Source organism: Rhizorhabdus dicambivorans, assembly GCF_002355275.1.
Classification (GTDB): domain Bacteria; phylum Pseudomonadota; class Alphaproteobacteria; order Sphingomonadales; family Sphingomonadaceae; genus Rhizorhabdus; species Rhizorhabdus dicambivorans.
Window position 1 is genome coordinate 4,820,540 of sequence record NZ_CP023449.1, and the last position, 20,970, is coordinate 4,841,509.

At 67.3% G+C, this 20,970-nt stretch carries 23 protein-coding genes and 1 other RNA gene; 11 read left to right on the plus strand and 13 right to left on the minus strand.

The features are described from left to right. Positions 1-37 precede the first annotated feature (37 nt). Positions 38-538: a hypothetical protein gene (locus CMV14_RS22745; protein WP_066963801.1), complete on the plus strand. Its 501-nt coding sequence runs from the start codon at positions 38-40 to the stop codon at positions 536-538. A 53-nt stretch (positions 539-591) separates the two neighbouring features. Next, positions 592-1,101, plus strand: a complete 510-nt coding sequence (locus CMV14_RS22750) for a hypothetical protein (protein ID WP_066963798.1) — start codon at positions 592-594, stop codon at positions 1,099-1,101. Positions 1,102-1,111: 10 nt separating this feature from the next. Here CMV14_RS22750 and CMV14_RS22755 read toward each other — a convergent pair whose 3' ends face one another. The 4 genes from CMV14_RS22755 to mscL all read right to left on the minus strand — a co-directional run bounded on the left by CMV14_RS22755 (position 1,112) and on the right by mscL (position 4,959). Continuing rightward, a complete protein-coding gene (locus CMV14_RS22755) occupies positions 1,112-1,810 on the minus strand; it encodes a glutathione binding-like protein (RefSeq protein ID WP_066963895.1) in 699 nt (232 codons plus the stop codon). 163 nt (positions 1,811-1,973) lie between these two features. Then, positions 1,974-3,791 carry a DUF885 domain-containing protein gene (locus CMV14_RS22760; RefSeq protein ID WP_066963794.1) on the minus strand — a complete coding sequence of 606 codons (1,818 nt, stop codon included), beginning with the start codon at positions 3,789-3,791 and terminating at the stop codon, positions 1,974-1,976. A 278-nt stretch (positions 3,792-4,069) separates the two neighbouring features. Continuing rightward, positions 4,070-4,411, minus strand: a transfer-messenger RNA (tmRNA) gene (gene ssrA / locus CMV14_RS22765). A 110-nt stretch (positions 4,412-4,521) separates the two neighbouring features. Continuing rightward, positions 4,522-4,959, minus strand: coding sequence for a large conductance mechanosensitive channel protein MscL (gene mscL / locus CMV14_RS22770; RefSeq protein ID WP_066963791.1), 438 nt, complete (start codon positions 4,957-4,959; stop codon positions 4,522-4,524). Between the two features lie 135 nt (positions 4,960-5,094). Here mscL and CMV14_RS22775 point away from each other — a divergent pair, with 135 nt between their 5' ends. From CMV14_RS22775 to CMV14_RS22790, 4 genes are read left to right on the plus strand one after another with little or no spacing between them, the layout of a single operon-like run. Beyond that, positions 5,095-5,688 (plus strand): LemA family protein, encoded by a 594-nt coding sequence (locus CMV14_RS22775; protein ID WP_066963787.1) that lies wholly within the window; start codon positions 5,095-5,097, stop codon positions 5,686-5,688. 56 nt (positions 5,689-5,744) lie between these two features. Beyond that, positions 5,745-6,536 carry a TPM domain-containing protein gene (locus CMV14_RS22780; RefSeq protein ID WP_096367817.1) on the plus strand — a complete coding sequence of 264 codons (792 nt, stop codon included), beginning with the start codon at positions 5,745-5,747 and terminating at the stop codon, positions 6,534-6,536. Further along, complete coding sequence (locus CMV14_RS22785; RefSeq protein ID WP_066963784.1) at positions 6,536-7,204, plus strand: TPM domain-containing protein; 669 nt, start codon at positions 6,536-6,538, stop codon at positions 7,202-7,204. The genes CMV14_RS22780 and CMV14_RS22785 overlap by 1 nt, the downstream gene beginning before the upstream one ends. Positions 7,205-7,233: 29 nt before the next feature. Beyond that, a complete protein-coding gene (locus tag CMV14_RS22790; RefSeq protein ID WP_066963892.1) occupies positions 7,234-7,734 on the plus strand; it encodes an NUDIX hydrolase in 501 nt (166 codons plus the stop codon). A gap of 180 nt (positions 7,735-7,914) precedes the next feature. Here the strand turns inward: CMV14_RS22790 and CMV14_RS22795 are convergent, their stop codons facing one another. The 4 genes from CMV14_RS22795 to CMV14_RS22810 form a co-directional block, all read right to left on the minus strand. Then, positions 7,915-10,008, minus strand: a complete 2,094-nt coding sequence (locus tag CMV14_RS22795) for a malate synthase G (RefSeq protein WP_238147321.1) — start codon at positions 10,006-10,008, stop codon at positions 7,915-7,917. A gap of 136 nt (positions 10,009-10,144) precedes the next feature. After that, positions 10,145-10,360, minus strand: coding sequence for a hypothetical protein (locus tag CMV14_RS22800; RefSeq protein WP_066963777.1), 216 nt, complete (start codon positions 10,358-10,360; stop codon positions 10,145-10,147). A gap of 124 nt (positions 10,361-10,484) precedes the next feature. Further along, positions 10,485-11,195 (minus strand): anti-sigma factor family protein, encoded by a 711-nt coding sequence (locus tag CMV14_RS22805; RefSeq protein WP_066963774.1) that lies wholly within the window; start codon positions 11,193-11,195, stop codon positions 10,485-10,487. Beyond that, positions 11,192-11,683 (minus strand): RNA polymerase sigma factor, encoded by a 492-nt coding sequence (locus CMV14_RS22810; RefSeq protein ID WP_066963771.1) that lies wholly within the window; start codon positions 11,681-11,683, stop codon positions 11,192-11,194. Before CMV14_RS22810 ends, CMV14_RS22805 begins: the two co-directional genes overlap by 4 nt. A 138-nt stretch (positions 11,684-11,821) precedes the next feature. On the opposite strand from CMV14_RS22810, the gene CMV14_RS22815 reads away from it, so the two are divergent. Next, the gene (locus tag CMV14_RS22815) at positions 11,822-13,090 is read left to right on the plus strand and encodes a S8 family serine peptidase (protein WP_066963768.1); all 1,269 of its coding nucleotides are present in this window, start codon (positions 11,822-11,824) and stop codon (positions 13,088-13,090) included. A gap of 190 nt (positions 13,091-13,280) precedes the next feature. Further along, positions 13,281-13,868 carry a hypothetical protein gene (locus tag CMV14_RS22820; protein ID WP_066963765.1) on the plus strand — a complete coding sequence of 196 codons (588 nt, stop codon included), beginning with the start codon at positions 13,281-13,283 and terminating at the stop codon, positions 13,866-13,868. Positions 13,869-14,018: 150 nt separating this feature from the next. On the opposite strand, the gene CMV14_RS22825 is transcribed toward CMV14_RS22820, so the two are convergent. Both CMV14_RS22825 and CMV14_RS22830 read right to left on the minus strand, forming a co-directional pair. After that, complete coding sequence (locus tag CMV14_RS22825) at positions 14,019-14,849, minus strand: S1 family peptidase (RefSeq protein WP_066963762.1); 831 nt, start codon at positions 14,847-14,849, stop codon at positions 14,019-14,021. A gap of 1 nt (position 14,850) precedes the next feature. Beyond that, complete coding sequence (locus CMV14_RS22830; RefSeq protein WP_066963759.1) at positions 14,851-15,273, minus strand: DUF350 domain-containing protein; 423 nt, start codon at positions 15,271-15,273, stop codon at positions 14,851-14,853. Positions 15,274-15,453: 180 nt separating this feature from the next. On the opposite strand from CMV14_RS22830, the gene CMV14_RS22835 reads away from it, so the two are divergent. Beyond that, positions 15,454-15,927, plus strand: a complete 474-nt coding sequence (locus CMV14_RS22835; RefSeq protein ID WP_066963755.1) for a DUF2383 domain-containing protein — start codon at positions 15,454-15,456, stop codon at positions 15,925-15,927. Positions 15,928-15,990: 63 nt separating this feature from the next. Here the strand turns inward: CMV14_RS22835 and CMV14_RS22840 are convergent, their stop codons facing one another. The 3 genes from CMV14_RS22840 to CMV14_RS22850 are packed head-to-tail and all read right to left on the minus strand — an operon-like array spanning position 15,991 to position 18,444. After that, a complete protein-coding gene (locus tag CMV14_RS22840) occupies positions 15,991-16,560 on the minus strand; it encodes a Smr/MutS family protein (protein ID WP_066963752.1) in 570 nt (189 codons plus the stop codon). Continuing rightward, complete coding sequence (gene mltA, locus CMV14_RS22845) at positions 16,538-17,797, minus strand: murein transglycosylase A (RefSeq protein WP_176489026.1); 1,260 nt, start codon at positions 17,795-17,797, stop codon at positions 16,538-16,540. The genes CMV14_RS22840 and mltA overlap by 23 nt, the downstream gene beginning before the upstream one ends. Next, a complete protein-coding gene (locus tag CMV14_RS22850) occupies positions 17,794-18,444 on the minus strand; it encodes a Tim44/TimA family putative adaptor protein (protein WP_066963749.1) in 651 nt (216 codons plus the stop codon). The genes mltA and CMV14_RS22850 overlap by 4 nt, the downstream gene beginning before the upstream one ends. 224 nt (positions 18,445-18,668) lie before the next feature. On the opposite strand from CMV14_RS22850, the gene secB reads away from it, so the two are divergent. Continuing rightward, on the plus strand, positions 18,669-19,169 hold the full coding sequence (gene secB, locus CMV14_RS22855) for a protein-export chaperone SecB (RefSeq protein WP_066963746.1): 501 nt from the start codon (positions 18,669-18,671) through the stop codon (positions 19,167-19,169). A 162-nt stretch (positions 19,170-19,331) separates the two neighbouring features. After that, positions 19,332-20,909 (plus strand): murein biosynthesis integral membrane protein MurJ, encoded by a 1,578-nt coding sequence (gene murJ / locus CMV14_RS22860; RefSeq protein ID WP_066963743.1) that lies wholly within the window; start codon positions 19,332-19,334, stop codon positions 20,907-20,909. Positions 20,910-20,970 lie beyond the last annotated feature (61 nt).

Here is a 20,970-nt window from a genome sequence, read left to right on the forward strand (position 1 = left end):
TCGGCGGCTCACCCACATGCCGGAAGGGAGGCATAAGATGGTGCTGGGGCTTTCGATCGCGACCTTCACCGCCCTCCATGTCGTCATCAGCCTGATCGGCATCGCGGCCGGGCTCGTCTGGCTGGTCGCACAGGCCAGTGGCCGGTGGCTCGGTGTCACCAACCTCGTCTTCCTGGCCACGACGATCCTGACGACGCTGACCGGTTTCCTCTTTCCCTTCGCAGGCATGACCCCCGCGATCATCACCGGCATCGTTTCGACGGGCGCCCTCGCCATCGCGCTGGTGGCAATCGGCCCGTTCAAGCGCAGGGGCGTGTGGCGGCGCATCTACACAGCAAGCGCGGCCTTCGCGCTGTATCTCAACTGCTTCGTGCTGGTCGTGCAGTCCTTCCTCAAGCTCGGCCCGCTCCAGCTGCTCGCCCCGACCCAGACCGAACCGCCCTTCACCCTGACCCAGGGCGCCGTGCTGCTCCTGCTGCTGGCACTCGGCTGGATCGCGGTGAAGCGTTCGGTGCCAGCTGCGGCACTTTCGGCCTGATCGCGCATTTTCCACTCCATACAGGGACATTTCAGGACGCAATCGTGAGGACGATGACGATTTGGCTGCTGACGCTCGCGCTCGCCGCGGGCCCGGTGCAGGCCCAGAACGAAGCCGAAAACAGCAACAGCGCCCAGCCGGACCGGATGCGCGAGGTCGGCCGTAGTGCCGGCAAGATCGCCAGCCAGCCGGTCCGCGACGTCGGTGTCGCGCGGACCGATATCCCGCCGGTGCTGCAGGAGGCGGCCGAAGCGCCATACAGCCTTAAGGGCATCAAAAGCTGCCGCGACATCTCCAACGCCTTCCACGCGCTGACCGACGTGATCGGCCCCGACTTCAAGGCGGGCGAGGTCAAGAAGGAGAACCGCGCGGGCAAGCTGGCCGAGGCGGGCGGCAAGACGATCGTGAACTCGCTGATCCCATTCCGGGGCCTCGTCCGCGAGGTGACCGGCGCGGCACCGGCGCAGCGCCGCCTGGAACGCGCTATCACCGCCGGCTATGCCCGGCGCGGCTTCCTGCGCGGCATCCACCAGACGCGAAAGTGCAAGACGCCGCTCTTCTGAACCGATCCGATCAGACCGTGGCAGGCTGGGCTCCGAACAGGTTGCGGCGGCGCTCTTCCTCGCTGGCCTGGGGCAGATCCTTGTAACGATCCCACACCGCATAGGCGCGCTGGGTCGCCGGCCGCGCCGCGATCGCATCGAACCAGCGCTTGAGGTTCGGGAAGTCCTCGAGCTTCTGGCCCTGCCGTTCGTGGGGGACGACCCAGGGATAGCTGGCCATGTCGGCGATCGAATAATCGTCCCCCGCCACGAAGGCGCGGTCCGCCAGCCGCCGATCGAGCACGCCGTAGAGCCGTGCCGTCTCCTTCACATAGCGGTCGATCGCGTAGGGGATCTTCTCCGGCGCGTAGATATTGAAATGATGGTTCTGGCCGGCCATCGGCCCCAGGCCGCCCATCTGCCAGAACAGCCATTGCAGCACGTCGGCCCGGCCATGGATGTCTGCGGGAATGAACCGCCCGGTCTTCTCGGCCAGATAGAGCAGGATGGCGCCCGATTCGAACAGAGAAACCGGCGCACCGCCGCCGGCCGGTGCATCATCGACGATGGCGGGAATGCGGTTGTTGGGAGCAATCTTCAGGAAATCGGGCTCGAACTGCTCGCCCTTGCCGATATCGACGATATGGACCCGGTAATCGAGCCCCGCCTCTTCCAGGAAGATGGTGATCTTATGGCCGTTGGGCGTGCCCCAATAATAGAGATCGATCACAAGCATCCTCCTGTTTGGCGTCGATGATGTTACAGATCGGTACGGCTGGGGCTAGAGTCAAGCCATAAGAGCATCGTAACCCCGGACCTGGTCGGGGTCCCGCTTCTTGCTTGAGCGAGGACAAGTAAGCGGGATCCCGGGCCAAGCCCGGATGACGAAATTTCTAGGCCTTCGCCCGGCTCTCGACCAGATTTTCTAGGATGGTCAGCGGCAGCGCGCCTTCCAGCAGCACCTCGTGGAACTGGCGCAGATCGAACTTCGCGCCCTGGAGCGCCTTCGCCTTATCGCGCGCCCTCATCCAGCTCATATGGCCGACCTTGTAGCTGCACGCCTGGCCCGGCCAGACGCAGTAGCGGTCGATCTCGCGCTGCGAACGGCCTTCGGCGAAGCCGGTCTTTTCGACCATATAGGCGGTGGCCTGCTCGCGGCTCCATTTCTTGTGGTGGATGCCGCTGTCGACGACGAGGCGCACCGCCCGGAACAGGAAGCTCTGGAGGAAACCGGCGCGGCCGAGCGGATTCTTCGCATAGACGCCCAGCTCGTCGGCCAGCTGCTCGGCATAGAGCGCCCAGCCCTCGATATAGGCACCGAACGGTGCGTTCCGGCGCAGCATCGGCAGGTCCTTCGCCTCCTGCGCCAGGCTGAGCTGGAGATGATGGCCGGGCACGCCCTCATGATAGGTCAGGCTCGGCAGGCCGTAGCGCGGCCACTCGGCCGTATCTTTCAGGTTGATATAGTAGATGGCTCCGCGCGAGCCATCGAGCGCGGCCGAGTTGTAATAGCCGTTGGGCGCTCCATCCTGGATGAAGGGCGGCACGCGCTTCACCTCCAGCGCCGCCTTGGGAAGGCTTGCGAAGGCCTGCGGCAGCTTTGCCTCGATCACCTTCACCAGCTCGTTGATATAGCCGATCAGCTTGGCGCGACCCTCGTCGGTGTTGGGATAGAGCTGCTTCGGATCCTTGTTGAGCGCGGTCAGCCGCTCGCCGACTCCACCCCTGGTCATCCCCTGCTTCTTGAGGATCGCGTCGATCTGCGCCGATATCTCGGCGACCTGGTCGAGGCCCATCTGGTGGACCTCCTCCGGCGTGAAGTTCGCCGTCGTCGCGTTGATCAGCGCGTCGGCATAATATTCGTCGCCCTTGGGCAGGCGCCAGCAGCCGGCATCATGGGTCGCCGCCTTGCGCAGGCCCGCCACGAGCGCGATCTGCCGGTCGAGCGCGGGAAACACGTCCCCGGACACGATCTTCTCGGCCTCGGCGCCCCAGTCTCCGGCGATACCCTTGGCCTTGGTCCGGCGAACCACCGATTCGACCAGCACCGTCGCCGCCGCAGGCTTGCCGCGCAGCGCGCGCAGCTGGCTCATCGTCAGGTCGAGGCAGAAATCGGGGGCGAAGGCGCCGAAGCGGACATCGTCCTGCTGGAAACGGGTTGCCTCATCAAGGACCCGGGCGAACTCGCGCAGGCGGGAGACATAGGCCTCGGCATCGGCCTTCGTCTCGATCACATGCTGCGAATCGAGGAAGTCGGGAATGCCGTAATGCGGCCCGCTGAGCTGGCAGATCGAATAGGGGACGAAATAGCCGCCTGAACGGCCATAGGGATATTTGCTGCCGCCCTTGGTGACCTGCTCGAAGATATAGACCACGACGTCATAGTTGAGCTGCTGCCCGGGAGAGAGCGCGGCCCGATCGAGCTTGCGGAGCGCGGCGAGCGAAGCCTTGTCCTCGGCGAGGACGCGCGCCTGCTCGGCCTTGGTATAGCTGTCGAGCCGGCCCTTGCTCGCGGCGCGGGTGCCCTTGTCGAGGCCGAGCGAGGTCACATATTCCGGGCTTTCGTCGAGCTGGCGCTGGAAGAAACCCTCGACCATCGCCGCGAGGCGCTTGTCGTTTTCGTTGCCGACCTCCGCCGCCTGCGCCACGCGCGGCAGCGCCGCCGCCAGCAGGGCAAGCCCCGCCGAGCCGATGAATTCACGTCTGTCCATGGGGGTGAGTCTCCCGAGAGGGGTCATGCGCGGGAGACTATCGGGGGATTTCGGGGAGGCAAGGGTGTATTAGAGAAAGAAGACAGCGGGATCCCGGATCAAGTCCGGAACCACGATTTCTCTAAAGGGGCCGAGGCTCCGAGAGGCAATCGCGTGCAGCGCGTCGGCGCAATAGCGCCGGAAGCCAAGCAGCAGCGCGGACGCACTGCGCCCGGCGTCTGAGGGCCACTTTCAAAGAAAGTGGGAGGCTTCTGTTGCCCGGTGCCTCCCGAACCGCTGGATTCCGCTTCTGTTGCCCGGTGCGGACCGAACCGCGCTAAGCCTTAGTAACGTCGTCCGTGAGGACTAGGTTACGCGGCGATCGCGAGTGCTTCGTTATCGTTAGCACTTGTGAGTTTGAACGGTTTTACGGCTCATTCAGGCCGGGCAAAAACGTCGCCTTTGAACACACGTCGATCCTGGTTCGGCCCCGTCATGAACCCCGGTTTCCCGGACTTCGTGGTGGAGCCGCCGGGTACTGCCCCCGGGTCCGCTGCATCTATTCCACGACATCATTTATCACCATAGCCGGCAAGCCGGCACGGATGGATATAGGCGTGGGCCGCGGAGATTTCAAACCGTCATCCTGACGAAAGTCCGGATCCAGAAACGCAGCGCCGCGCTTCGTGCTTCAACGCTGCGGCAATGGATCCCGGATCGAAGTCCGGGATGACGGTGGTGGAGGCAGACCTCACCCCTTCTTCTTGAGCTCGGCCAGTATCTCGCGCAGCAGCACGACATCTTCGGGCGGCGCCGGCGGAGCGGCTGGCGTCTCGTCCTTCTTGTGCTCGACCCGTTGGATCGCGCGCACGAGCAGGAAGACGATGAAGGCGACGATCAGGAAGTTCACGGCGACGGTGATGAACTGGCCGAAGCCGATCAGCGGCACCCCGGCCGATTTGAGATCAGCATAGCTCGTCACCGAACCCTTGAAGTCGGCGGGGATCGCACCGAGACGCAGAAAGTGGCTCGAGAAATCGAGGCCGCCTGTAACATAACCGATCACCGGCATGATCAGATCGTCGGTCAAGGACGTCACGATCCGCCCGAACGCGGCGCCGATGATCACCGCCACGGCGAGATCGACGACATTGCCTTTGTTGATGAAGGCCTTGAAATCATTGAGCATCGTTCCGGTCCCTTATGCGTTGGACGTGGCGCGATCATCGCGGCTGTGTAATAAAGGTCAAGCCAGCCCATTGAAGAGGGCCACCGCCTGCCTACCTACGCGACCAATACAGTCGATATCAGGGAAGTTTCGCAGATGACCATGGACCGACGTTTCTCCGCCGCCCTTCTCGCCCCTGTCGCCGCGATCGCCGTTTCCGGCTGCGGCATCAACAGCGTGCCGACCGCGCAGGAGGAGACCAAGGCGAAATGGGCCGACGTTCAGGCGCAATATCAGCGCCGTGCCGACCTGATCCCCAATCTGGTCAACACGGTGAAGGGATATGCGGCGCAGGAGAAATCGGTGCTGACCGAGGTGACCGACGCCCGCGCTCGTGCGACCAGCATCCAGCTTTCCGGCGCCGACCTTCAGGATCCCGCCAAGGTCAAGGCCTTCGCCGACGCGCAGGCGCAGCTTTCGGGCTCGCTCGGACGCCTCCTCGCGGTGTCGGAAAATTATCCCGAGCTCAAGTCGAGCGCCCAGTTCCTCGCGCTGCAGAGCCAGATCGAGGGCACCGAGAACCGCATCGCCATCGCCCGGCGCGATTACAACGAGTCGGTGCGCGCCTATAACGTCCTGATCCGCACCTTCCCAACCGCGATCGGCGCCAAGGTCTTCCACGGCGCCCAGCCGATGCAGCCGTTCGAGGCGAGCGCGGGATCGGAAAAGGCTCCGGAGGTGAAGTTCTGAGGGACGGGGTGGTGGACCGGATCCTGAATTCTCCCTCGCGGAGAGGGAGTGGAGTTTTGGGGTTCGCCCTGCTGCTTCTCACCCTCCTCCTCGCCTTTCCCGCCTTCGCGCAGAGCTTCCCGCCGCTCTCGGGTCGCGTCGTCGATCAGGCGAAGCTCCTCTCCCCCGAACAGGCCACGGCGCTCGACGCCCGGCTCGCGACGCTGGAGAAACAGAGCGGCCGCCAGATGGTCGTGGCCACCGTGGCCAGCCTCGAAGACTATCCGATCGAGGACTATGGCTATCGGTTGGGCCGCACCTGGGGACTGGGCGACAAGAAGGCCAATGACGGGCTGATCCTTCTCGTCGCCCCCAATGAGCGCAAGGTGCGGATCGAGGTTGGCTATGGCCTCGAACCGATCATCACCGACGCGCTGAGCCAGGTCATCATCCAGCGCCAGATCCTACCCCGTTTCCGCGACGGGGACATGGCCGGCGGCATTGTCGCCGGCAGCGACGCGCTGATAGAATTGCTCCAGCTTCCGCCGGATCAGGCAGAGGCGCGAGCCGAGAAGCTGGTCGCCGACGACCGCAAGGCCGAGCGGGGCGGTCCGCCGGTGGCCCTCATCTTCTGGATCATCGTCATCCTGTTCATCGCCGGTTCCAGCATCGCCAACCGCTTCGGCGGAGGCCGGCGCTATCGCGGCGGTACGGGCCCGATCGTGATCTGGGGCGGGGGCGATCATTGGGGCGGCGGCTCCGGTGGCGGCTGGGGCGGTGGCGGCGGCTGGGGCGGCGGCGGTGGCGGTGGAGGCTTCTCCGGCGGCGGCGGATCGTTCGGCGGCGGCGGATCGTCGGGGAGCTGGTGATGCGGATAACCGAAGCCGACATCGATCTGGTCACCCAGGCCGTAACCGACGCCGAGGCGCGATCGGATGCCGAGATCGCGACAATCGTCGCCGAGCGATCGGACAATTACAACGACGTCCCGCTGATCTGGGCGGCGTTGACCGCACTGCTCGCGCTGGCGGTCTATGCCGCCTTCCCGGATTTCTACATCGGCCTGCTCGACCGGCTGACAGGCGGCTGGCACGTCTGGACGATGCGCGAGTGGATGACGGTGCTGCTATTCGCGACCACCCTCAAATTCCTCGGCACGCTCGCCATCATCCGCTGGTGGCCGCTGCGCATGATCTTCACGCCGGGCAAGACCAAGACCCGCCGCGCGCGCAACCGGGCCATTGCGCTTTTCAAGGCCTCCACGGAACGGCGCACGCACAGCCGGACAGGGGTGCTCGTCTATCTCTCGCTCGCCGAGCATCGCGCCGAGATTGTCGCCGACGAAGCGATCGTTGCCAGGGTGGAACCCGAGGAGTGGGGCGCTGCGATGGCGCTGCTGATCGACGAACTGAAGCGCGGGCACCCGGGCGCCGGCATGGCGGCAGCGGTCCACGCGATCGGCGATGTGCTGGCCACGCATTTCCCCCGCACCGGCACGGACCCCGACGAGATGCCGAACAGGATGATCTGCCTTTGAGCGCGGATTCGAGCGGGCCGATCGAGACGATGTGGCAGGGCCGCTTCATCGCGGCGAAGCGCGAGGGGAAATGGGAATATGTGAGCCGGGCGCGCGGCATCCGCGCGGCGGTGATCCTTGCCATCGACGAGGGCGACGTGATCCTGGTCGAGCAATATCGCGTCCCGCTAAAGCGCAATTGCATCGAGCTGCCCGCCGGGCTGATCGGCGACGAGACCGACGGCGAAGCCGACGAGATCGCCGCGGCGCGCGAACTGGAGGAGGAGACTGGCTACCGCGCGGCCGCGATCGAGGTCATCGGCGAGTTCGCCTCCTCGCCCGGCATGGTGTCGGAGACCTTCACCCTGGTCCGCGCGCGCGGGCTGGAACGGGTCCACGAGGGCGGCGGCACAGAGGGCGAGAACATCACCGTCCATCGCGTTCCGCTGACCGGCATCGCCGATTTCGTCACCGAGCAACGTGCGCTGGGCAAGATGATCGACGTGCGCATCCTGCTGCTGCTGGCGGGAGGGATTCTGGCTTCCGCCTAGAGCGATTTCTAGGCAGATGGAAACATCTGCCGACTCGGAAATCGCGGTAAAACAACAAGGTAGAGCCCACGAGCCGATGCAATCGGATCGTGAAAGGCTCCAGAGCCCTGCTTTCAACTCCCTCTCCCGTTTTCACGGGAGAGGGATAAGAGGAGAAGAAGCGGTACAAGAAGCCTGTCTTCAGGCCGCCGCCTTCACCTTCAGCCGATAGGCGTGGAGCAGCGGCTCGGTATAGCCGTTGGGCTGCTCGACACCCTCGAACACCAGGGCGCGGGCGGCCTGATAGGCGAGGCTCGTCGCCTCGTTACCCGCCATCGGCCGGTAGAGCGGATCGCCGGCGTTCTGCGCGTCGACCTTCGCCGCCATCCGCTTGAGCGCGGCATCGATCTCTTCGCCCGACGCGACGCCGTGCAGCATCCAGTTGGCCATATGCTGCGAGGAGATGCGCAGCGTGGCGCGGTCCTCCATCAGGCCGACATCGGTGATGTCGGGCACCTTCGAACAGCCGACGCCCTGGTCGACCCAACGCACGACATAGCCGAGAATCCCTTGCGCATTGTTGTCGAGCTCGGCGCGGATCTCGTCCGGCGACCAGTTCCTGCCCGCCGCGACCGGGATGCTCAGCAGCCGCTCGATCGCCGCGACCGGCTCGGCCTTGCGCTCCTGCTGGCGGGCGAACACGTCGACCTGGTGATAATGGGTGGCATGCAGCGTCGCGGCGGTCGGCGAGGGCACCCAGGCGGTGTTGGCGCCGGTCTTGGGATGGCCGATCTTCTGGGCGAGCATGTCGCCCATCTTGTCGGGCGCCGCCCACATGCCCTTGCCGATCTGCGCCTTGCCGGAGAGGCCGCAGGCGAGCCCAATCTGGACGTTGCGATCCTCATAGGAGGCGATCCAGTCGCTGGTCTTCATCTCGCCCTTGCGGATCATCGGGCCGGCGCGCATCGAGGTGTGCATCTCGTCGCCGGTGCGATCGAGGAAGCCGGTGTTGATGAACATGATCCGGTCCTTCACCGCCGCGATGCAGGCGGCTAGGTTGGCCGAGGTGCGGCGCTCCTCGTCCATCACGCCAACCTTCAGCGTATGGCGGGCCATGCCGAGCAGGTCCTCGATCGCGTCGAACAGGCGATTGGTGAAGGCCGCTTCATCGGGGCCGTGCATCTTCGGCTTGACGATATAGACCGAGCCGGTGGTGCTGTTCCGGAACCGGCCATTGCCCTTGATATCGTGGAGCGCGATCAGGCTGGTGACGATGCCGTCGAGAATGCCTTCGGGCGCCTCCGATCCGTCCGCCAGCCGCACCGCCGGGGTCGTCATCAGATGGCCGACATTGCGGACGAAGACGAGGCTGCGGCCCTTCAGCGTGAAAGCGGTGCCATCGGGCGCGGTATAGGCGCGATCGCCGTTGAGGCGGCGGGTCATCGGCTTGCCGCCCTTCTCGAACGTGTCTTCCAGATCGCCCTTCATCAGGCCCAGCCAGTTGGCATAGGCCGCCACCTTGTCCTCGGCATCGACCGCGGCGACCGAATCCTCCAGGTCGCAGATCGTCGTCAGCGCCGATTCGAGGATGACGTCGGCGATCCCGGCCGGATCGGTGGCGCCGATCGCATGGGCGCGGTCGATCACCACCTCGATGTGCAGGCCGTTATGCTTGAAAAGGAGATTGTCGCCAGCACGGCCGACAAGCTGCGCCGGATCGGCAAGGGCGAGATCGCCGCCCGCCCAGTCCGCCCACTTGCCCGAGGCGAGCGGCACGGCCTGGTCGAGAAAGTCCTTCGCCCAGGCGATCACCTGCGCGCCGCGCGCCGCATCATAGCCCTTGCCCTGCGCCGCGCCGGGAATGGCATCGGTGCCATAGAGCGCGTCGTAGAGGCTGCCCCAGCGCGCATTGGCGGCGTTGAGCAGGAAGCGCGCGTTGAGGATCGGCACGACGAGCTGCGGGCCAGCCGTGGTCGCCAGTTCCGGATCGACATTGGCGGTGCCGACCGAGAAGGGCGCCGGCTCTGGGACCAGATAACCGATCTCGGTCAGGAAGGCCTTGTAGGCGGCCATGTCGAGCGGCTTGCCCGCCTGCGCGCCATGCCAGGCGTCGATCTTCGTCTGCAGATCGTCGCGGACAGCCAGCAGCCTGGCATTGTCGGCCGCGAAGCGGGCATAGATGTCCGCCATGCCCTGCCAGAAGGCGTCCGGCGCGATGCCGGTTCCGGGCAGCGCCTTTTCCTCGACGAAGCGGACCAGCACGTCCGCCACCTTGAGTCCCGCCTTGTCGATCATCGCGCTCATCGCCGCCTCGCTGGAATGAAAGCGCGCGGCTTAGCGCAAAGCGGCATTCAATATAATCGGGAAAATATTTGAAGCATCTTTTCCCAATGAGAACAAATCTATCCAAACCGACGGCAAGCGATCGGCGCTAGCCCCCCATCTGCCCTGTCCGGAACCAGCGGCGCGATGCGCCCAGACGCATCAGTTCGCAGCCGCAATGGCGACAGATGGCGTGCACGACGCCGTCTATCTCCACCTTGCTGCCGCTGACTGCCGAGTGGCGGCCATTTTCGCAACCAAGCGCGCTGAGTTTGGTGTGATGGGCATGCGGCGACGCGGAGATCGGCATCGGCTGGAGCGGCATGGCGGAATCCTTGCCTCGGAGTTGGCGTGGCCCGCCTCTCCGCCCGCCATCTTGCCGCGATATTTCAGCGCTGCAACGAAAGCCCGTCCGAAATCGAAAGCCTGGGTTCAGGCTCGATCAAGGTCTAGCGGGCCGCTTGCCAGCCCGCATCACGCGCCTGCCGCTCGGCCGTCGCGTCGAGCGGGTTTCCGGCCATCATGTCCTGCGCTGCCGCCAGCACATCGGACAGCGGCGAACCCGCCTGGGCATAGGCTCCGCTCCGCGCCGGCATGCCGGCGACGAAGCGTTCGAGCGTCCAGCCCTCCGCGCCCCGGCAACCGAGCCCGGCGCCGGCCGCCCCTTCGAAGCTGCGGCAATAGCGGCCGTCCTGCGTTCGGAAGCTGACCCCGATCCGATAGGGCGCGGCGGCGATCTGGGTGGAGGCGAGCTGGCTGTCGAGCGCGCGGGCAAGCCCGCCGGCGGCGACGAGCCGTCCGTCCCGCTCACCCACCGGCGCGGTGGAACGCGGCACCAGCTGGCCCAGGACGAGCCCCGCCACCAGCGTCGCGGCAAGCGCCGCATAGCCGCCCGCCCGTCCCATCATCATGCGCGGACGCGGCGGGAAGGGAATGACCTTCTCGTCGCGATCGAGCAGCCGCCGCAGCCGATCGGGCAGCGGCTCGTCCGCGACCCCGGAGAAATGGCCCGCCACCGTCTCGCGGAGGCGGCGATGGCGGCCAACCGCCTCGGCGAGCGCCGGATCGCCGTCCATCGCCCGTTCGAAGCGCAGCGCCTCCAGCGGCGCCAGCTCGCCATCGACATAGGCGATGATCCGTTCCTCGTCCTTGTCGGTCATGCCGCCTCTCCCAATATCTCCATCAGGGCCTGCCGGCCGCGCACCAGTCGGGAGGTCACCGTGCCCATCGGCAGTCCCAGCGTCTCGGCCGCTTCCCTGTAGGCGAACCCCTCGACCAGGATCAGCGCGATCACCTCGCGCTGCTCGGGCGGCAGCGCCGCCATCGCCCGATCGACCTTGCCAAGCTCGACCCTGGCCTCGATCCGGCGGTCATCGGCCTCACCCACATGCATTCCTTCCTCCTCCGCGACGAAGGTCTCGCCGCGCCGTTTCCGCGCGCGGACCTCGTCGATCCAGCCATTGCGCATGATCCGGTACATCCACGAATCGAGACGCGTTCCCGCCTCCCACTGGCTTTCCGCCTTCAGCGCGCGTTCAAGCGCGATCTGGCAAAGATCATCCGCATCCGCCGCGTCGAGCGTCAGCGCACGGGCGAAGCGACGCAGGCGGGGCAGCAGATCGAGCAGGGCGCGTTCGAATGGTGTCACTCTGGCCTGTCTTCCTGTCGCGCGCCGTGCCGATCGGCTCCCGGTGGATGAAACGGATCAGCCCGCGCGTTTCATCCATGCAACCCGATCGCGTGACGGCCGTTGGGTCATAACGGCCCTGAAAGGAAATCGATCCCGATGAAGCTGAGCGGCCCGATCCTGGCGATGGCGGCGGCGCTGGCCCTGTCCGGCTCCGGCGCCGCGCAATTGCTGCCGCCGGTCGGCGGAGCGATCGGCCAGACCATTGGCGGCGTGACCGAACGCGTCGGCCGGATCGGCGACAGGCTCGACGACAGCGTGGACCAGGCCGGCGGGGCGATCGGCCGGCTCGCACGCGACCGGCTCGGCCGGATCGACGCGCTGGTGCGCGCCAATCCCCAGGCGCTCGAATATGATGCGCGGGGCGATGCGGCGGTGAAGGGCGAGCTGATCCTGCTCGACCCCGATCCGGCCGCGCTGCGGGCGGCAATGGCGGCCGGCTTCGCGGTCGAGGAGCAGGGCGATCTGGCGGGCCTGGGCATCGCCGCCGCGCGGCTGCGCGTGCCCGCCTCCATGGACCTCGCCAGAGCGGAGAAGCTGCTGCGCCGGATCGCTCCCGGGGCCACCGTCCAGTCCAACCCCGTTTATCAGACGAGCGGCGAGGCCGCTGCTCCGGCCCGCGCCGCGCCCGCCGCTTCGGCTCCGGGCCCCGGCGCGCCGATCGGGATGATCGATGGCGGCGTGGCACGCCACCCCGCGCTGCCGGACGGCATCGTCCAGCGCGGCTTCGCGGCAGGCGCCCCCGCCCCCGGCAATCATGGCACGGCGGTCGCCTCGATCCTGGTCGGGCGTGGCGCGGTGCGGGGGGTCTCCCCACGGAGCCGGTTGCTGGCAGCCGACGTCTATGGCCGCGATCCGCGCGGCGGCAACGCGCTGGCCATTGCCCGCGCGCTCGGCTGGCTGGCGCAAAGCGGCGCGGCGGTCGTCAACATCAGCCTCGCCGGGCCCGACAATGCGCTGCTCGCCCGGGCCGTGGCTGCCGCTTCCGGCAAGGGGCTGCTGCTGGTTGCGGCGGTCGGCAATGACGGCGCCGCCTCGCCCCCCGCCTATCCCGCCTCCTATCCCCAGGTGATCGCCGTCACCGGTATCGACGCCAAGCGGCGGGTGCTGATCGAGGCCGGCAAGGCCAGCCATGTCGACTTCGCCGCGCCGGGCGCCGACCTGCTCGCCGCAAAGGCGGACGGCGGCACCGCCAGGCTGCGCGGCACCTCCTATGCCGCACCCTTCATCACAGGCCGGCTCGCCCGCCTCTCCGCCGGGGGGCCGCTCCCCCGCGCCCGCGCCGTCGCGCTGCTTGCCGCGGAGGCCACCCCCGCCAAGGGCCGGGCCGGACGCGGGATCATCTGCATGGACTGCGCGACTCGCTGACCTCCTCAGCGTCACTCCGGACCCGATCCGCGATTACGACAGTGGCGATGAAGCTGAAGATAATAGAGCCGGATCAGTCGGTTATCAAAAATCCGCAAATTTTTCTGCTTTTCCGGGATGAAACCCCTCGCCCCTCCCGTTGCCAGATGGAGCGGCACGCGATGCCGCCCGATGGGAAAGGACAAGAGCGATGGAGAACATCTTCTGGGGTAGCGCGCTGGCCGCGCTGGCGATCATGGCCGCTCCGGCCCCGGCCCAGCTTCTGGGCGGCGGCGGCGGCCTCGGTGGTGGGCTGGGCGGTGGCCTGGGCGGCGTCGGCAGCACCGTGGGCCGGGTCGGCTCGGACGTGACCGGCAGCGTCAACGGCGCGGTGTCGGGCACCGGCAGCGCCAATGTCGATCGCCGCAGCGGCCGCGCATCGGGCAACGGTTCGGCGGGTGCGGCCGGCGGCCTGACCGGCGGCGCATCGGGCGCGCTCGGCCAGCTCGCGCTGGCGGGCACCGGCGCGGCCAACGCCTCCGGCAGCTTCGACGTGTCGCCCGGCATGGTGGTGGAGGATGTGCGCGGCCGGGCGATCGGCACGGTGCAGCAGGTTCGCTCGACCGCCAACGGCACCGTCGAGGCGGTGGTGATGAAGGTCGGCGACGCGACCGCCACCCTGCCCGCCGCCAACTTCAACGGTTCCGGCAATGTCCTCGTCTCGGCGATGGGCAAGGGCGAGGTGAAGAAGGAGGCGAAGAGCCAGAACGGTTCGGACGGCAAGCAGGCCGCCAACTGAACGCGCGGGGCGTGCCGCGGGCCTCCCCCGCCGCGCCCCCGCTATCGACCGGCGAAACCCGGAGCGAGGAGGCCGTGCCGTCTGGAGGTGGCACGGCCTTTTCGCGCGCGGGAACGGACAGGTGGCGCCGCGTCATCGCAAAGGGCGCCATCATACATCGCAATAAATCTGCCGGATCAGCCCCGCATTCAGGAAAAGCTGGAAGCGGGCGAGCGCGCTTCGCCGCCCGGCAATCGGTGCCTTGTAGCGTTGATCGATACCGACCCGCGTCTGGACCATGAGGCCGCGAAGCGCGCCCGGCATGGCGCTGAGGATGCGGCCGCGACGCTCGGTCGCCATCGAAACGATACCCACGACATCGCCGTCGTCGTTCAGGACAGGGCCGCCGCTCAGGCCGTCCAGCGGCTCCGCCGGGTCCTGAGACCGCCAATCCTCGACCCAGGCCAGCACCTCCTCCGAGCGCCCGGTGCGGCGCACGGCCCCCGTCCTGCCGAGCAGCCGTGAACCAATCAGACCAGGCGAGCCCATCGGAAAGCCCATATGATAGCCCATCGCGCCCCGGACGGGTGTCCTCACCGCAAGATTGAGACCGGTCGGCGCGGCCAATCCGCCCGACAGCAGCGATATGTCGTCGCCAAGCGCGCGGGCGGGGGCCCGCGCGGCAAGCGCCATGCGCCGCCCCGCCAGCAGATGGACCTTGCTGCAATGATCGGTGACATGGGCGGCGGTGGCCCATGATCCGCGAGGATCGACGGCGAAGGCAGTGCCCTGCCGCGATGCCGCCGCAGCGCCGCTCTCTTCATAATAGACGGGCAGCGCCTCCTCCGGAAGCGGCCGCCGCTGATGGTCGGCCCGTCCGATCAGGCGGGCCGTCTCGCGGACCTTGACGAAGTTCGGCGCCGGCGCGGGCCTGGCGCCGAAGGACGCGAGCATGCCCAGCGAAATCATCCAGGATGCGGCGAGGAGGAACCGCATGGCCATGTCACGCCGCTATGGCCGCCGCGTTGATGCTGGCGAAGCCGATCCTGAACAGCAGCAGGAACAGCGCCGCGGCGACATCGCCATCGTCCAGCCTGGCGCTCAGGTCCGGGATCAGCAGCTGCGTCAGCCAGAAGGCCGAGAGCTGGATCAGCATAACCGGCATCGCCCAGATCAATATGTCCCAGCCGTTCACCGCGCCGGCAAGGCAGAAGGCCAGGGGGATGGCCGCACCCAGCGCGGCGCCGCCTGCCGATATCGCGACCGATATGTTGCCGGCGCGGATTTCTCGGACCTCGTGACAGGGCGTGATCCAGAAGCTGAGCGCCAGGGTGGATATCCAGATGATGATCGTCAGCAGAAGATGACCGAGCAGTATCGGCAGGCCCAGCTCAAGACTGAGCAATATCGCTTTCAAATCCCCCACCGCCACATTCCTCCATTTCGGAGAGAATTATGCCGATCCACCAGATATGGATCAGATATCAACGGGTTATATTCGGCATGATCGGACCAATCTTCGATCAAACCGGGGATTAAAATACAGTAATTATACAGAATTGATTAAACATCGTAGTAGATAATACTTACGTCCGGGAGGCTCGACATGTCCGGATGGAACGCAGGAGCGGTACATCTCCTGGAAACATTGACCGACAGCATGGCCGGCTATGATCATGTCGGCGAACATGCCCATCGCTTCGGCTTCTATGCCTTTTGCGAGCATCACGCGACCGAACGCGCCCAGCTTCTACATTCCTACCGCCGCCTTATGGAGATGCGGGCCGGGCAGGCAGAACGGCATGGAAGCATCCTCGGCACCGCCCACAGACTGTTTCTCGATTTCCGCGCCGCATTGTCCTCGGGCGATCTGGCCGTCATCGAGGAACTGATCCGTGGGGAGAGCTTTCTGGCCTCCCGGATCGACAGGCTGCTCGAGCAAGAGGATACCCCTCAGGACATCGCCAGCCTCGGCCGCACACTGCGGGCACATGTCAGCCAGTCGCTGCTCGACCTGCAGGCCATGCAGGATCATGCCCGGCAAGGCCAGAATGCCAAAGCCTTCAGGCCATTTTCCTGAGCCGGGGCCACGCCGCACCGCGATTGGACGGGAAATTCCATCCCCACCCTTCCCGGTCGCCGCTCACCGCCCGTCCCGCACCCGCCGCAGGATCACATAGAGCGCGCCCTGTCCGCCATGTCTTGGATGGGCGTTGCGCACCGCCGCGATGCGGCCGGCATGGCGGGAGCTTTGCAGCCAGGCGCCGATCGAGGCACGGATCAGGCCGCGGCGGGGTCGACCGTCGAGATTGCGATCTTCCTCGCGCGGGGGCTTGCCCGTGATCAGCAGGATGACCCTGATACCCTCGGCCACCGCCTGATCGAGCATCCCGTCGAGCAGCCGCCGGGCGCTGTCCAGGCTGTGGCCGTGCAGGTCGACGGTCCAGTCCGGCTGGGTGGCGCCGCGCCGGATGCGCTTGTCCCAGCCCCCGTCGAGACCATCCGCCAGCGGCTTCTGCTGGGCGACCGGCGTGGCGGCGGGAAGGCGGATCGGCGGCACGCGTCCGCGCTTGGGCGCGGGCATCGGGGCGGCAGGCGTTTCGGCGGCGGTGACAACCGGCGGCGCCTTGGCCGAACGGCGGGCGATCGGCCGGACCGTTGCGGTCACCTTGTGCCAGAGCGCCTTTTCGTCAGGATCGAGCCGCCGGCCCATCGGACCCCACCAATCGGGCTGCGGCGGCGCGGGGAATCATCAGCCAGGCCTGGCCGCGCCCGCTCATGCCGCCAGCGATGGTGCGCGCCTCGTCGCCCGCGCCCCAGAAGGTATCGAAGCGGTTCGAGCCCTTGATCGCACCGCCGGTGTCCTGCGCCACCCAGAGGCCGCTGGCCTCGGTGCGGTCGAGCTTGAGGAGGACGGGCGCGCCGAGCGGCACGAAGGCGGGGTCGGCCGCCACCGTCACCCGGCCCGTCACGGGCAGGTTCAGCGCGCCGATCGGCCCCGGGCCGGTGAGTTCGCGGAAGAAGACGAAGCTCTTGTTCTCGCGCATGATCGCGTCACCCTCGGCCGGGTTGGCACGCAGCCACGCCATCACCCCCTGCATCGAGAGCTGGCCCGGGCCAAGCAGGCCACGATCGCGCATCAGCTTGCCGATGCCGACATATTCGCGGCCATTCTGGCCGTCATAGCCGATCCGCATCACCGATCCGTCGGGCAGGCGGAGGCGCCCGGACCCCTGGACCTGAAGGAAGAAGAACTCGACCGGATCGGCGGCATAGCCGATCTCTAGCTTCATGCCCTTCAGCGCGCCGTCCTCGATCTGCCCGCGATCGGGATAGGGGATCAGCTTGCCCCCCTGCACCCGCCCGCGGATCTTCTTGCCCTTCATCTCCGGGAAGAAATCGCCGAGATCGCCTTCGATCAGATCGCCTGGCCGCTTGTAGACCGGCACTTCATAGCCGAGCCTGGGCTCCCGTGAGCCTGCTATCTCGGGTTCGTAATAGCCGGTCGCATAGGCCTGGCCATCGCCGACCTGGACGATGGCGAGCTGGGTGCCGAAGAAGCCGGCGGCGTCGCTGTCGGGCCAGGCGCTCGCCTGCGCACAGGCCTGCCCCCAGTCGCCCGATTGGGTCAGGCCGCTCTGATCGGCACGGCGCTGGAGCGCGGGGCAGGACAGACGGAAGGCGGTGAGCGCGGCGCGCGCGGCGGTGGGGTTGATCCCGAAGCTCAGGAAATCCGGCCCGGGCCGCACCCCGGCCTGGGCTGCGCTGGTCGGCTTGGGCGCGGGCTGCGGTACCGCCGGTGCGGTAGCGGCCGGCGGCGCGGGCTTGTGATGATGGGTGGGCGGCGGGCGGTGGCCGGCAACCTCGGGGCTTGGAATGACGCTACAGGCCGACAGTGCCGCAAGCGCGAAGATCGCCCCGAGGCTGCCCCCGCCAGGAAGGCGGATCACGCCGCCTCGTCGGTTTCGACTAGGGTCCAGTTGGGATCGTCGGAGCGGACGTTCCGGCTGAAGGTCCAGACGTCGTGCGTCGGGACCGCGTCGGTCAGCGAGCCGGCGATGACATTGCCGTCGCTGTCGCGGGTGACGGCGGCGATATCGGCATCGAAGCGGATCGTGACGCTCGCGGTCTGGCCGTTCATCCGCGCCTGCTCGATCACCGCATTCTCGATCGAGACCAGCCGGTTGTCGAGCTGCTCGCCCGCCGCCTTCCGGTCGGCGATGGCGGTGGCGAAGGCCTCGTGGACGTCATCCTCGGTCAGGCGGCGGAGGGTCTCCTCATCGCCGCGCCAATAGGCTTCGAGGATCATCCGGTAGGCCGAGCGGGCGCCTTCGAGAAACGCACCCGGGTCAAAGCTTCCATCGGCGGCCTGGATCGCGCGGACCCCGGCCTCGGCGCGCGGCTCGACCGTCGCGGGACGGGCCGGCGCGGCGGGAGCGCTGTTGTCGGGAAGCGAACGGCCTGCACCGATCGGGGCGGGCGCGGCCTCGGCGGGACGGGCGAGCGTCTGTTCGTGACCCGTGCGACGGCCCAGCACGCTCCACAGGCGGAACGCGACGAACAGAAACACCATCGCGAGTATGACAATCGTGGTCACCGGGCACTCCAATACGCTGCCTGCCGCCAACATAGGGGCAATGGCCGCAATATTCAAATGGCCGCGCGGCACAAGCCGCATCTTCCGCCCCGATATGGGGCGGTGCGGCCGCGTCGCCATGCCGCCATTGCTCCTCCGGGCCCCGCCTGCTAGGCGCGTGGCCCATTGCCGCGTGCAGCCGGGGGGCCGGCGGCCGGGCCGCAACCGAGATGGAAAGAATTGCAATGAGCGAAGAGACGGGCGCCGCCGAGACGATGACCAACGGCGAGGATCATCTGCCGCAGGTCGCGCTGATCGCCCAATATGTGAAGGACCTGTCCTTCGAGAATCCCAATGCGCCCGCCATTTACCAGGCGCCCGAGCAGCCCAAGATCGACGTCCAGTTCAACATCGGATCGCAGCAGGCGGGCGACGACGTCTACGAGGTCGCGCTCAAGGTGGAGATCACCGCGACCCAGGGCGACCAGACCGCCTATGCGGTCGAGCTGGTCTATGCCGGCCTGTTCGGCATCCGCAACGTGCCCGAGGAGCATCTCCCGCCCTTCCTGCTGGCCGAGGCGCCCCGCCTGCTCTTCCCCTTCGCGCGCCGCGTCGCAGCCGATGCGATTCGCGATGGCAATTTCCCTTCGCTGGTGCTGGAGCCGATCGATTTCGGCGCGCTCTACATGCAGCAGGCCGAACAGCAGGCCCAGCTCGCCGAGTCGCAGCCGGCCGGAGAGGCTTGACCTCCCTATCGCGCAGCGATGGGGAGGGGGACCGCGCCGTGGGCGTGGTGGAGGGGTAGTGCGGAACATATGACCTTGGCGCGCAGGGCGAGGTGGCAAACCCCTCCACCATGCTGCGCATGGTCCCCCTCCCCGCCTTCGGCAGGGAGGATCTAGAAGAAGATGAACCTCTTCCGCGCCAGCGCCACGATCGGCGGGCTGACCCTGGTCAGCCGCGTGCTCGGCTTCCTGCGCGACATGCTGATGGCGCGCTTCGTCGGCGCGGGCTTCGCTTCCGACGCCTTCCTGATCGCCTGGCGCCTGCCCAACCTGTTCCGCGCGCTGTTCGCCGAGGGCGCCTTTTCGGCCGCCTTCGTGCCGATGTTCAACCGCACCGTGGCCGAGGGCGAGGCGGCGGACCCAGGCAACGGCCTGAAGATCGCGCTGCGCTTCGCCGAGGATGTCCTCTCGGTATTGCTGCCCTTCCTGATCCTGTTCACGGTGATCATGATGCTGGCGGCCGCGCCGATCGTCTGGGCGATGACGGGCGGCTTCCCGGACGGCGGGCCGGAGAAATTCGAGCTCGCCACCCAATATACGCGGATCACCTTCCCCTATCTGATGCTGATCTCGCTGGTGTCGCTGCTCGGCGGCATCCTCAACTCGCTCAACCGCTTCTGGGTCAATGCGGCGGCGCCGATCCTGCTCAACCTCTGCCTGATCGTCGCGCTGCTGTTCTTCCGTGGGCACAGCGACGTGGAAACCGCGCGCACCCAGGCGATCGCCGTGACGGTGTCGGGCGTGCTGCAGCTCGCCTGGCTGGTGCTGGCCTGCTGGCAGGTGGGCGTCCGCCTGCGCATCCGCCTGCCCCGCCTGAGCCCCGAGGTGAAGCGGCTGCTGGCGCTGATCGGCCCGGCCGCCATCGGCGCGGGCGCGGTACAGTTCAACCTGCTGATCTCCACCACCCTCGCCGCGCGCTTCCTGCCCGAGGGATCGGTCTCCTACCTCTATTACGCCGATCGGCTGAACCAGCTGCCGCTGGGACTGATCGGCATCGGGGTCGGCACCGCGATGTTGCCCAGCCTGTCGCGCCAGCTGGGCGGCGGCGACCACAAGGCCGCGCTCGACACCCAGAACCGCGCGATCGAACTGGTGCTGCTGCTCACCCTGCCCGCCACCGCCGGGCTGATGGTGTCGGCGACGCCGCTGATCCGGGGCCTCCTCCAGCATGGCGTGTTCACCGCCGCCGACACGATCGCCAGCGCCCGCGCGCTTGCCGCCTTCTCGCTGGGCCTGCCCGCCTATGTGCTGATCAAGGTGCTGACCCCCGGCTTCTACGCGCGCGCCGACACCAGGACTCCGGTGCGGATCGCGCTGGTGGCTATGCTGGTCAACCTCGCGCTCAACCTGGTGCTGATCTGGCCGCTCGCCCATGTCGGCCTTGCCCTGTCGACGGCGGTCTCGGCCTGGGTCAACGCGATCCTGCTCTACTGGACGCTGCGCCGCCGCGACCATTTCGCCATCGACGCACGGCTGAAGCGGACCGGCCTGCGCCTGATCGCCGCGACGATCGCCATGGCGGCCATGCTCGTCTTCCTGAACCCCTGGATCGATCCCTGGACCGGCCGCAGCCTGATCGAGCGGACCCTGGCGTTGCTGGCGCTGATCCTCGCCGGCATGACTGTGTATTTCGCGCTGGTGTTCGGCTTGGGCGCCTATTCGCTGGCGACCTTGAAGGGGCAGTTGCGCAGGAAGCGCTGACTTTCCAATTCGTCGCCCCGGCGGAGGCTGGGGCCGTAAGAGGGACGCGGTGCGCTGGAGC